The organism is uncultured Erythrobacter sp. (assembly GCF_947499705.1).
Classification (GTDB): Bacteria; Pseudomonadota; Alphaproteobacteria; order Sphingomonadales; family Sphingomonadaceae; genus Erythrobacter.
In genome coordinates this window covers 2,683,999-2,695,556 of the sequence record NZ_CANMPJ010000001.1, presented here as the reverse complement: position 1 = coordinate 2,695,556, position 11,558 = coordinate 2,683,999, and the positions used below count along the sequence as shown (strand labels likewise).

Annotated in this window: 12 protein-coding genes; 5 read left to right on the top strand and 7 right to left on the bottom strand. The window is 60.9% G+C overall.

Annotation, left to right across the window (positions count from 1 at the left end):
* Nucleotides 1-17: 17 nt before the first annotated feature.
* Nucleotides 18-554: a protein-export chaperone SecB gene (gene secB, locus Q0837_RS12655; RefSeq protein WP_298469630.1), complete on the bottom strand. Its 537-nt coding sequence runs from the start codon at nucleotides 552-554 to the stop codon at nucleotides 18-20.
* Between the two features lie 252 nt (nucleotides 555-806).
* Here secB and Q0837_RS12650 point away from each other — a divergent pair, with 252 nt between their 5' ends.
* The 3 genes from Q0837_RS12650 (at nucleotide 807) to Q0837_RS12640 (ending at nucleotide 3,307) form a co-directional block, all read left to right on the top strand.
* On the top strand, nucleotides 807-1,454 hold the full coding sequence (locus Q0837_RS12650) for a Tim44/TimA family putative adaptor protein (protein ID WP_298469628.1): 648 nt from the start codon (nucleotides 807-809) through the stop codon (nucleotides 1,452-1,454).
* A gap of 114 nt (nucleotides 1,455-1,568) precedes the next feature.
* On the top strand, nucleotides 1,569-2,738 hold the full coding sequence (locus Q0837_RS12645) for a murein transglycosylase A (RefSeq protein WP_298469913.1): 1,170 nt from the start codon (nucleotides 1,569-1,571) through the stop codon (nucleotides 2,736-2,738).
* On the top strand, nucleotides 2,735-3,307 hold the full coding sequence (locus Q0837_RS12640; RefSeq protein ID WP_298469625.1) for a Smr/MutS family protein: 573 nt from the start codon (nucleotides 2,735-2,737) through the stop codon (nucleotides 3,305-3,307). The genes Q0837_RS12645 and Q0837_RS12640 overlap by 4 nt, the downstream gene beginning before the upstream one ends.
* Before the next feature lie 48 nt (nucleotides 3,308-3,355).
* Here the strand turns inward: Q0837_RS12640 and Q0837_RS12635 are convergent, their stop codons facing one another.
* Nucleotides 3,356-3,916 carry a DUF2306 domain-containing protein gene (locus Q0837_RS12635; RefSeq protein WP_298469623.1) on the bottom strand — a complete coding sequence of 187 codons (561 nt, stop codon included), beginning with the start codon at nucleotides 3,914-3,916 and terminating at the stop codon, nucleotides 3,356-3,358.
* A 187-nt stretch (nucleotides 3,917-4,103) separates the two neighbouring features.
* Between Q0837_RS12635 and Q0837_RS12630 the strand changes: the two genes are divergently transcribed.
* Complete coding sequence (locus tag Q0837_RS12630) at nucleotides 4,104-4,919, top strand: LytTR family DNA-binding domain-containing protein (protein ID WP_298469618.1); 816 nt, start codon at nucleotides 4,104-4,106, stop codon at nucleotides 4,917-4,919.
* 9 nt (nucleotides 4,920-4,928) lie between these two features.
* Here Q0837_RS12630 and Q0837_RS12625 read toward each other — a convergent pair whose 3' ends face one another.
* Both Q0837_RS12625 and Q0837_RS12620 read right to left on the bottom strand, forming a co-directional pair.
* Complete coding sequence (locus Q0837_RS12625; RefSeq protein WP_298469616.1) at nucleotides 4,929-5,486, bottom strand: hypothetical protein; 558 nt, start codon at nucleotides 5,484-5,486, stop codon at nucleotides 4,929-4,931.
* 7 nt (nucleotides 5,487-5,493) lie between these two features.
* A complete protein-coding gene (locus Q0837_RS12620; RefSeq protein ID WP_298469614.1) occupies nucleotides 5,494-6,138 on the bottom strand; it encodes a hypothetical protein in 645 nt (214 codons plus the stop codon).
* A gap of 102 nt (nucleotides 6,139-6,240) precedes the next feature.
* On the opposite strand from Q0837_RS12620, the gene Q0837_RS12615 reads away from it, so the two are divergent.
* Nucleotides 6,241-6,708: a hypothetical protein gene (locus Q0837_RS12615; protein WP_298469612.1), complete on the top strand. Its 468-nt coding sequence runs from the start codon at nucleotides 6,241-6,243 to the stop codon at nucleotides 6,706-6,708.
* Nucleotides 6,709-6,872: 164 nt separating this feature from the next.
* Here the strand turns inward: Q0837_RS12615 and katG are convergent, their stop codons facing one another.
* The 3 genes from katG to ahpF form a co-directional block, all read right to left on the bottom strand.
* The gene (gene katG / locus Q0837_RS12610; protein ID WP_298469610.1) at nucleotides 6,873-9,074 is read right to left on the bottom strand and encodes a catalase/peroxidase HPI; all 2,202 of its coding nucleotides are present in this window, start codon (nucleotides 9,072-9,074) and stop codon (nucleotides 6,873-6,875) included.
* A 165-nt stretch (nucleotides 9,075-9,239) separates the two neighbouring features.
* Nucleotides 9,240-9,878: a hypothetical protein gene (locus tag Q0837_RS12605; RefSeq protein WP_298469608.1), complete on the bottom strand. Its 639-nt coding sequence runs from the start codon at nucleotides 9,876-9,878 to the stop codon at nucleotides 9,240-9,242.
* A 64-nt stretch (nucleotides 9,879-9,942) separates the two neighbouring features.
* Nucleotides 9,943-11,532, bottom strand: coding sequence for an alkyl hydroperoxide reductase subunit F (gene ahpF / locus Q0837_RS12600; protein WP_298469605.1), 1,590 nt, complete (start codon nucleotides 11,530-11,532; stop codon nucleotides 9,943-9,945).
* Nucleotides 11,533-11,558 lie beyond the last annotated feature (26 nt).

Sequence of the window (11,558 nt, the reverse complement as noted above, 5' to 3'; positions counted from 1 at the left end):
CCCGCATTGCGTCGTGGTTACGCGTCACCGCCGGTCGCCGGAGTGTCGCCACCCCCAGCCTCTTCCTGGGCGCGCTTGGCCTGCAATTGCTGCACGTAGAGGCCGTTGAAATCGACCGGATCGACCATCAGCGGCGGGAACCCGGCATCGCGAACGGCATCGGCGACGACGCGGCGAGCGAAGGGGAACAGTATGCGCGGCGCTTCGGCAAACAGGAAGGCGTGCGCTTGATCTTCGGGAATGTTGCGAATGCCGACAAGGCCGCAATAATCGAGCTCGACGATGTAGATCGTGCCCTGCTCAGTCGAGGCGTTGATGTTCATTTTCAGCGTCACTTCGGTGACTTCGTTGCTGATCGGCTCCGCACCGATGTTGAACTGCACGTCCATCTTGGGCTGTTCCTGCCACTGATAGGAATCGGGCGCGTTCGGGTTCTCGACCGACATATCCTTCACATATTGCGTGATGATCCCGGCGGCGGGCTGGGTGTCGGCACCATTGCCAGCAGCAGCGTTGTTGTTGAGATCGGTGAGAACGTCGCCTTCTTCGGCCATGTGATTTCGTCTTTCGATTTTCAGGGTACGGGAATTCGCACTTCATTCATCGAAGCGCGTGATAAGTATCGGCGGCGCGCCTAGCAGGCGCAAAGCGTGCTCGCAACCGGACGAAACACGGCCAAAAAGGCACAAAGTGGAACCGAAAGGTCGTTGTCCAATTGTATTTAGAGCCTATTTAAGGCACGTAAGGGTGCCAAGGTTTGCGCGCCGAACAGGCGCAAGCCGCAGGATTTATCGGAATAATATCGAATGTTAGAAATCATTCTTCTCGCCATGGTCGCCGCTTTCCTCGGATTGCGGCTCTATTCGGTGCTTGGCCGCCGCGCTGAGCACGAAGAGGAATCGGTTCCTCAACGGCCAGAGGAAAACAGCATGCCGCCCGCTGCGCCGCAGCCAGCTGTACCCGCAGCGCCAGCCCGTGTGGTTCAGATGGATGGCATGATGCCAGCCGTGGAACGCGGTATCCGCGAGATTGCCAGCGCTGACAGCAAGTTCGATCTCGCCGCCTTCCTCGAAGGTGCAAAGGGCGCCTATGAAATGGTGCTCGAAGCATTCTGGAATGGTGACCGCGAAACGCTGCGTGAACTGTGCGACGATGATGTCTACGAAGGCTTCGACGGCGCAATCACCGCGCGCGAAGAGGCGGGCGAGAAGCTCGACAATTCGCTGGTCCGCATTGAAGAAACCCGCATCCACTCGGCATCGCTCGATGGCAAGCTGGCCCGGATTGCCGTGCTGTTTGTGGCCGATATCGCGGCTGTAACGCGCGACAAGGACGGCAACGTCATCGCCGGTTCGCTCGACGATGCGATCGAAAGCCGCGACGTCTGGACATTCTCGCGCAATGTCATCGACCGCGATCCGAACTGGGTGCTAGACGAAACCGACGAAGGTTGAGCCTTGCTGTGGGGTCTGCACCGCGCGCCTGATGTCATTCGGCTGGGCGCGCCGGGTTCCGACACCGCACCTCACCCCAAATTGACATGGCGAGCCGGGCTGGCTCTGGCAGCAATGCTGTCGCTGGCCGGTTGCACCATCATCCCGAAATCAGCGCCTCCGGGTGGGTCTGTTTCAACGCCCCCGACTAATTCTTCCGCCACGTCTGCGGCGATGGCGGGCGTAAGCCTGGGCCCCAATGTGCGGTCACTCGGCATGAGCGCACGCGATGCCAATTCGGCTCTGGCGAGTTTCAATGAATCCTGCCCACAGCTGCTCAGGCGCGATGACCAAAGCGGGCTAAACGGTTTCGCCAATTGGCGACGGGTTTGCGATCTCGCCTCCGGATGGCCTTCGGACAATGGCCGCGAGTTTTTCACGGGTAATTTCGAGACCGCCCGCATCGGCGATGGCAATGCCTTCGCGACCGGATATTTCGAACCGGAGATCGCCGGGAGCCGCACGCGCCGCCCGGGTTTTGAAGTCCCCGTCTATGTCTTGCCCAGCGATCTGAACCGCGGCTGGCCCGCCGACGTGCCGCAGGCCGAGCGCACCGGACGCCAACCGCTTGGCCGGGTCAACGAAGCGGGCGAGTTCGTGCGCTACTACGACCGGACCGAAATCGAGGAAGGCGTGCTGGAAGGCCGGGTCCCCGTGATCGCCTATGCTGCTGATCCGGTGGAGTTCTTCTTCCTGCAGATTCAGGGCTCGGGCCGCCTGCGCACTCCCGAAGGCGAAGTGATCCGCATCGGTTATGCCGGGCAGAACGGGCGCGGCTATACCGGCATCGGCGGAGTGATGCGCGAACGCGGGCTGCTCGGCGATGGGCCGGGGCAATATCCCGGATCGATGCAGGGCATCATGGCCTATATCCGCGAGAACCCGGCGGAAGGTCGCGACCTGATGCGGCTCAACAAGAGCTGGATTTTCTTCCGCGAATTGACCGGCGATGGACCGCTTGGCGCGCTCGGCGTGCCGGTCCGTCCGGAAAGCTCTGTGGCGACCGATCCGCGTTTTGTGCCGCTCGGCGCGCCCGTATGGCTCGATCTGGACCGCAATGAGGCCGATGGATTGTGGATCGCGCAGGATGTCGGCGGCGCGATCAAGGGCGCGAACCGTTTCGACACGTTCTGGGGTGCTGGCACGCAGGCGCGTGAGATCGCCGGGGGGATGAGCGGACGCGGGGATGCACTGGTGCTTCTGCCAAAGGGCACCGTTGAGCGGCTGAACTCCGCAGACCAATGAGCATTCCGCGCGGGCTGAGCCCCGAAGAACAATCGGCATGGGCAAAGCTTGCGCAAAGCGTCACGCCGCTTGAAGGGCGCACAAGGCCCGGGCTGCCGAATGCGGACCAGCCCAAAGCGCTTGTGAAGGCCAACACTAAGCCACTGGCTCCGAAACGGCCCAAGCCCGTTCCCGGCTCGAACAAGCCCATGGCAATGCGATCGATACCCCGCCCTGCCTTTTCGTCAGAGCTCGACTCGCACTGGAACCGCAAGCTCAAAGCGGGCCAGATCGCCCCTGACTACACTCTCGACCTTCACGGCCACACGCTCGACAGCGCCTATAGCCGGATCACAACCGGCCTTGATCAGGCGAGAGCCATGGACGCGCGGGTTGTGCTGGTGATTGCCGGGCGCGAGCGTCCGGTCGATCCGGCGGACCGGGCTTCCAAGCGCGGAGCGATCCGAGCCAAACTGCTCGACTGGATCGCGGCCAGTCATCATGCAGATGCCGTCGCCGCCGTCCGCAAAGCGCACCAGCGGCACGGGGGCGAGGGCGCGCTCTATCTCGTGCTGAAACGGCGGCGCTGACCATCTGGCCAACGCCGCCGTCCTGTTGGGCGAAGCCGTCGCACCCGCTCACCCAAACAGCCAGACATTCATGAGACGACCCGGCAGGGCCATGCTCACAATGCCCGGGATCATAAGTGCACCGAGATAAAGGCTGAGGATCTCTTTCTTGTGGCCTTTCATATCGCCGCGGCGTGCCGTCGCGATCAGCTTGTACGAAGCCCACAGCGTCATCGGTATAAAGATGTGAATGAAGCTGAAGCTGCCGCTGGTCTTGATGAAGATTGCCGAGAGCGCCGTTGTCACCATCAAAGCGACCCAGAACTTGCCGAGCTGCTTGTGCATCGGCGTGCCCTTCGGAGCCAGCAACAGGAACCCGCCGAGTGGGATGGCCGGGATAACGGTTGCAACGTGGATCACGACCGCGAGGTGCCGGGTTGCGGCATGATCAGGGGCAATGCCCAGCAATCCGCGAGTGACGGCGTAAGCTACTGCGAGAGACATGGCGGTGGCTGCCAGTCCAACAATTGCGCGCATCGGGGGCGTCAGATCAAAGGCGTTCCGGGCTTTCGGTTTGCTGTTGCTGCTGGCGAGAAACGGAAGCGGAAGGGATTGTGCGAGGTTGAGCATGTTGCGTCTCCAAGGTGCGATTGGCGTGTTTGCTGAAGCCACAATGCCGCGTACCCGCTCACCGGCAATCGGGACTGCGCGGTTGGGCTTGTTGCTGCGTGAAGTGTCGGTTTGACGCCTCGAAAAGCGCGGATTTCCGGCGCTTTGCCACTTTACGAAGCGCGAATGGGCAGTCAGGAATGGCGCGATGAGTGCTGGAACTGCCCCTCCGACCAATCGTGTCGCCCGCAAGATCGTGATCGACCTTTCGATCATGACCGTGATCGGCGTGGTGCTCGCCTTTATCGGTCCGTTCGGCACTTTCCAGCAGCCATTGGCCTATCGCCTCGTCAGCTGGGTGGTTTTTGCCTGGGTTGGCTACGCTGTATACAGCCCGATGAATTGGGTGGTTGATCGGCTCTATGTCGCGCTCGAATTACCACGACCGGCGCTTTGGGTGGTGGGGGTCGCCCTTGCGACCATCCCGATGACCGCGATCGTTTGGTCGATCGGGTTCTTTCCCAATCCGGTCCCGCTGCCCACACTGGAACAAGGGCTTGTGTCCTATTTCTACGTCTTCCTGGTCGGCGGCGGGATCACTGCGTTTTTCTACATGATCGAAGCCAGCAAGACTTCGACTGGTAGTGAGTTGGCACCTGAAGCAGAGACTACTGAGGCACCCGCTTCCGTACCGGCTGAGCCGGAACCGAGCGGACCGCGCCTAGTCGACCGGCTCCCGCCAGCCTTGGGCAGCGATGTGATCGCGCTCGAGATGGAGGATCACTACGTCCGCGTCCACACGGCACTGGGGTCGGAATTGGTGCTGATGCGGCTGCGCGACGCGATTGCCGAACTGGGCGGGATCGAGGGGCGTCAGGTTCATCGCAGCTGGTGGGTGGCGCGCGGGGCGGTAGAAGATGTGATCCGCGAAGGCCGCAATGTGCGGCTAAAGCTGGCGCGCGAAATCGAAGCCCCGGTCGCACGCGCGCAGGTCAGCGAGCTGCGCGACGCGGGTTGGATCTAGCGGCAGGATTTAGTCGGAGACAGGTGGCGCGATAAATGGAATGCGCGCTTCGCGGTCAAGCACGGCAGACAGCTCGGTACCCTCGGCGATCACCGCACTCTTTCCGGTGACGAATGGAACCAGTCCCCCGGTCGCCAACACTGTTAGCGTGGCCAATTCGGTCTGATCGTCGCCCGTGCCGCCCAACGGCCCCGAAATCCGCACCGGACCGCTCTCAAAGTCGAAGTAGAGCATCCGCGCTGCGAGCCGCCCGCCTTCGCCCATCCAGCCTTTCTTGTTGGCTCGAGTAATCTCCCCAATCGCCGGCGCGCCTGCCGGAACGATCAGAGTTCCATTGAAAACCAGATCATCTCTCAGCGTCAGCGCGATCAGATCGCCCTTGCGCGCCTTCTTGCTGGACACTTCCTCGGCAACGACAAACGCCAACCGGGTTTGGGCAGGCAAGATAAGCGTATTGCCGCGCAGGGTTGGCCCCGAGGCGTCAGCTGCTTCGGCAGCTGACTTCGTCTCAGTTTGCGCTGCGAGAGGCGCGCCTAGGGCCGCAAGCGCGAAAGCGGCGGAGGACAACGCTCGACTAACTTTCAGTGGAAGGCGCATCATCAAGCATCACATCTTCAGCGACAAAGGCGGTGATCCTCTCGCCCGCCTTAAGCTTGGCATTGTTACCCTTGGCGAACAGGCCCAGCACTCCGACGCTGAGCACGCCGAGGATGGTTTCGCCTTTGCCCGACTTGCCATCCGCCGTTGTTTCTCCATCGATCGGAATCTCGCGGCCATCGAGGTCGACATAGAGCAAACGGGCGGAGAGCTTGCCGCTTTTGCCGACATTGCCGCTCTTCTTCGCGGTCAACAATTCGCCCCAGGCAATAGTGCCGACCGGTATCACTTCATTTCCATCGACCAGAACCGGTTTGTCGACGCGCAGCTTGAATTTGTGACCCGGATCATGGTCCTTGGTCGAAACTTCGTTCAGCACCATCAGCCGTATGGGTGTGTCGCGCGGAATATCCGGAACAGGCTCGGCTACGATTGGCACCGCTTCCGCAACTGCGAATGGGGCCGGTTCCGACATATCCGTTGCAGCAGGCTCGGCGGTTTCAAGTGCGCCGCTCGCCGCAATCTCGGCTTCCGGCTCGGCTGGCTGTTGTTCAATCGGGGCCTCAGCTGCCTGCAGAGCCAAAGCCAATATCAGTCCTGAAATCATGCGCCCCCCGTGCATTACACGGCGCCTCCCCCCTCAGAGACGCGCCTTAGGGAATTGACACTACCGAGAAATCCAAGAATTATACAACCGTCGTTTTGACAGAATTGGGGGGTCGTTTTGAAATCCAGGATTATTACCGCCGCGTTTGTTGCGGCTTCGCTCAGTGTGCCAGCCATGCCGGTATTGGCGGACGATCACGACGAATATGCGGTCGTGAACGAGGAAATGGGTGTCCCCGTTTTCCCGTATGACATCACTGACAAACCGTACACCATCGTCGGACCGGTGTCCGCCGGTGTGCGCAAGGCCACGATCTTCAGCAAAGAGCCATCGCAGCAGAAGATCTACAATGAGGTCTGGGAGCGCGGCGAGAAGATGGGCGCAGATGCGGTGGTCAATGTGACCTATGGCGAAAGCAAGGTCAGCCTCGATAGCTGGGGCAAGACCCGCGCGCTGGGCTTTGCGATCAGGTTCCTGACCGAGGAAGAAATCGCAGCGGGTGTCGAAGCGGAAACGGCTCCTGCGCCGGAAACCTATGACAAAGAGATGTTCAAGAAGGCGAACAAGAAGCCGAAGAAGAAGTAGGCTTCCGTGTTCGGTCCTTTGGACCGCTCCTGAAAACAGAAAGGGCTGCGGATTGGTTTCGCGGCCCTTTTTTCGTTCGGCATGAAAAAGGGCCCCCGGCATTGCTGCCGAGGGCCTTTATGCGATCCGGCCAAGGGGGGCGGCCGGATCAAGCTGAGTGAGCCTTACGCGTGGTATTTCGCGTGGGTCACATCGAAGCGGTCGGCGTTCATCACCTTGTTCCATGCGGCAATGAAGTCGCCCACGAACTGCGCTTCGTTGCCGTTTTCGGCGTAGTGCTCTGCCTGAGCGCGCAGCTGTGAGTGCGAACCGAAGATCAGGTCGGCGCGGGTCGCGCGGTACTTTTCTTCGCCGGTCTTGCGGTCGGTTCCGACATATTCCTCATCGCCCGAACCATCGACCGGAGCCCATTTGGTGCTCATGTCGAGGAGGTTGGTGAAGAAGTCCGGCGTCAGCGTGCCCGGACGATCGGTGAGTACACCGAGAGCCGAGTTTCCGCTTACTGCACCAAGAGCGCGCAAGCCGCCGACTAAGACCGCCATCTCGGAAATCGACAGGCCGAGCAGGTGTGCACGGTCGATCAGCATTTCCTCGGTCTTCACGTCGGCTTTGGTCTTCAGGTAATTGCGGAAACCATCGGCAAACGGCTCCAGCGGTTCAAAGCTGGCGTGATCGGTGTGCTCGTCGGTGGCATCGCCGCGCCCGCCCGTGAATGGGACGGTGACGTCGAAGCCTGCCTTGCGTGCCGCATGGCCGACCGCTGCCGAACCAGCCAGCACGATGGCATCGGCCATCGACATATCGCCGCGCAGCTCGTCGATCTTCGCGAGCACCTTGCCCAGCTCGTCCGGATCGTTCGCAGCCCAGTCCTTTTGCGGAGCGAGGCGGACGCGGGCACCGTTGGCACCGCCACGGTGGTCCGAATTGCGGTAGGTCGAAGCCGAAGCCCATGCCGCCTTGACCAGCTCACTGACGGTCAGACCGCTGGCGAGGATCGCTTCCTTGAAAGCGTCGACTGCTTCAGCAGATGGCGCAGTGCCAGCAGGGACCGGATCCATCCAGATCAGGTCTTCTTCGGGAACTTCCGGACCCATGTAGCGGATCTTTGGACCCATATCGCGGTGACACAGTTTGAACCATGCGCGTGCGAATGCGTCGTCGAGCTGCTCAGGGTTGTTGAGGAAGCGCTCGGAGATCACGCGGTAATCCGGGTCCATTTTCAGCGCCATGTCGGCGGTGGTCATCATGGTCGGAACCTTCTTTGAAGGATCGCGTGCATCGGGCGCCATGTCTTCCGGATCGGGATTGACCGGAGTCCACATCTTCGCGCCAGCCGGGCTTTCCGTCAGTTCGTAGTCGTATTTGAACAGCAGGCGGAAATAGTCGTGGCTCCACGAAGTCGGGTTGTTCGACCAGCTGCCTTCGATCCCCGACGTGGTGATGTTGCCTGCCGCAATCTCTTCGGCGTCGTTGAGCCAACCAAAGCCTTGCAGCTCAAGTGTTTCGCTTTCGGGTGAGTCACCAAACGTATCCGTAGGTGCCGCGCCGTGAGCCTTGCCGAAGGCGTGGCCGCCTGCAGTCAGAGCGACGGTTTCCTCGTCATTCATGGCCATGCGCGCAAAAGTTTCGCGCATGTCGCGGCCGCTGGCGAGCGGGTCGGGATCGCCGCCGGGGCCTTCTGGATTGACGTAGATCAGACCCATCTGGATCGCAGCGAGTGGGTTCTCAAGAGCGGCACCGTCATCCGGACGGATGCGGGTTGCGACGCCTTCGTTCACCCATTGCTCTTCCGTGCCCCAATAGACGCTCTCGGGCTCGAACACGTCGGCACGTCCGCCGCCAAATCCAAAGACTGGGCCGCCCATGCTTTCAATCGCGACATTGCCGGTGAGGATGAATAGATCGGCCCAGCTGATGTGCTTGCCGTATTTCTGCTTGATCGGCCACAGCAGGCGGCGCGCTTTGTCGAGGTTGCCGTTATCCGGCCAGCTGTTGAGCGGGGCGAAGCGTTGCTGACCGCTGCCAGCGCCGCCGCGGCCATCGCCGGTGCGGTACGTGCCAGCCGCGTGCCATGCCATGCGGATGAAGAATGGACCGTAATGGCCGTAATCGGCGGGCCACCAGTCCTGACTATCGGTCATGAGTGCGGTGATATCCGCTTTCAGCGCGGTGTAGTCGATGGCGTTGAAGGCTTCGGCATAGTCGAAGCTTTCACCCAATGGATTTGCGCTGCGACCACCTTCGGTCAGGATGTCGAGTTGTGTCGCCTCTGGCCACCAATCGCGATTGGTGCGACCAAATAGACCGCGTTGACCGGCATCTCCGTGGAACGGACAGCCACTCATATCTCCAGTTTTTACATCCATGGGGTGTTCTCCTCTCAATCGAAAACTCTTGATGAGACTCGGAATATCCGAGTTTGATGGCAGGAGAATGATGGATGTGCTGTGATCAGTCCAATCGATTAATATGCGTTGATTGATTGATGGACTAGATCAGTGGGGAGTGACGCCGAAGTGCGGTTCTTCAGTCTATTCGAACTCGACCGAAAGTAACGTGAAGCTGGCCTGGCCGGTTGCCGCAACGCCGTGGCTGCGGAGCAATGGCGTACCGAAAGCGAAGCCAAAGCGCGCGGTTTTGGCAAGCGCAGCATTGTAGGCGCGCGCATGCTCCGTGTTCGGACGGTGCGCGACATTGGTCCAGCGATCATCGAAGCGGATCGAGATCGTGTGCTCGCCCGGGGTGATCGGCATCAGCGTGTGTTTGGGCGCGTACCAGCGATAGGAGGCGTATTTCCCTTTCGCCGTCCAATTGTCGCGGGCGCGCTGAAAATAGAGCGAGATCGTAGGGGCGGTCTTGGGGTCTTCGACCGCGACAAAGCGTGTTCCGGGGGAGGCGTCGATGCGATAGCGGACGGTGACGCGTTCAAAATCCTTGAGCGGATAGATCCCGGTGGTCAGGGCATCCCATTCGCCGCGACCGGCGCGCGGGAAGTCAACCACAAGCGTGCCATCGCGGCCAGCGCTAGGCGTGGCTGGCATGTTCACCGAATAATTCTTGCCCCTCGCCCACGGGCCGATTTCCCAGTCGCTGGCGGGTGGCATGGCGGTGAGCGCCGTGGCAGTGCAAGCGGCGGCAGCGACGGTGAGGGCGGCGAGTTTCCTGATCATGCCCAATGCCTTAGCACACAGGCGCTTTGCCAGCATTGAACGGACGCTTCAGCGCGCAGAAAGCTTACGCGGCCTGCGCAATATCTTCGACCGGCTCGTTCCGGATGAGATAGTCGAACGCGCCAAGTCCTGCCGTTGCGCCTTGACCCATCGCCACTACGATTTGCTTGTCAGGAACCGTGGTCGCATCACCCGCCGCATAAATGCCCGGCAGATTGGTTGCGCCGTGCTCGTCGACGACGATTTCGCCATATTGCGACAGTTCGAGACCGGTATCGGCGAGCCATTCGGTGTTCGGCACAAGCCCGATCTGAACGAACACGCCTTCGAGTTCGATCCGGCGCTCGTCACCGCTCATGCGATCCTTGAGAACGAGGCCGTTACAGCGCGTGCCATCCCCGAGGATTTCGGTGGTCTGACCGCTGGTCACGATTTCGACATTTCGCATAGAACGGAGTTTGCGTTGCAGCACTTCGTCGGCGCGCAGCTTTTCGTCATATTCGATCAGCGTCACATGTCCGACGATTTTAGCCAGGTCGATTGCCGCCTCGACGCCGGAATTGCCTCCGCCGATCACGGCGATACGCTTACCCTTGAACAGCGGGCCGTCGCAGTGCGGGCAGTAGGCCACGCCCTTATTGCGGTACTCCGCCTCGCCCGGAACGCCGAGATTGCGCCAGCGTGCGCCGGTCGACAGGATCAGGGAGCGCGCCTTGAGCACCGCGCCGTTGGCAAAGGTCACTTCGTGCATTCCGCCCGCTTCGCTCGCGGGCTTGAGCTGGGTCGCACGCGCCAGGTCAATCAGGTCGATTTCGTTGTCGATGACCTGCTTTTTCAGATCGTCGGACAGCTTCGGTCCCTCAGTATAGCTGGTGCCGGGAAGGTTTTCGATCCCGAGCGTATCCTGCAATTGCCCGCCGAACCGTTCGGCGGCGATGCCGGTGCGGAAGCCCTTGCGCGCGGTGTAGATTGCCGATGCCGCGCCAGCAGGACCGCCGCCGATCACCAGCACTTCAAACGGATCCTTGGCACTGATCTTCTCAGCCGCCTTTTCGTCTGCGCCGCTATCGAGCTTCGACAGGATCTCAGCGAGTTCCATCTTGCCGTTGTAGAAGCTTTCACCGTTGAGGAAGGTCGCCGGGACTGCGAGCACGCCGCGATCTTCGACCTCAGTCTGAAAGGCGCCGCCTTCGATAAGCGTGGCAGTGATATGCGTGTTTTCAAACGCCATCAGTGTCAGCGCCTGCACCACGTCGGGGCAATTGTGACAGCTCAGCGAGAAATACATCTCAAACTCGTAGTCGCCTTCGAGCGCGCGGACCTGTTCGATCAGGTCGGCGTCGACTTTCGGCGGATGACCACCGGCCCACAGCAGCGCGAGTACAAGCGATGTAAACTCGTGACCCATCGGCAGGCCCGCAAAGCGCACCCACTTATCCGCATCGCTCGCGCGGCGAATGATGAAGCTCGGCTTGCGCGTATCGGTGCCGTCGAAGCTCGCGCTCACCATGTCGTGCAGCGCCGCAATCTCGGTCAGCAGCTCGCGGGTCTGCGCCGACTTCTCGCTCTCATCCAAAGACGCAACAAGCTCGATCGGCTCGCGCAGATTGGCGAGATATTGTTTGAGCTGGGTCTGCATGTTTGTGTCGAGCATTGGGTGTTCCGTAAGTCTTAAAGTCA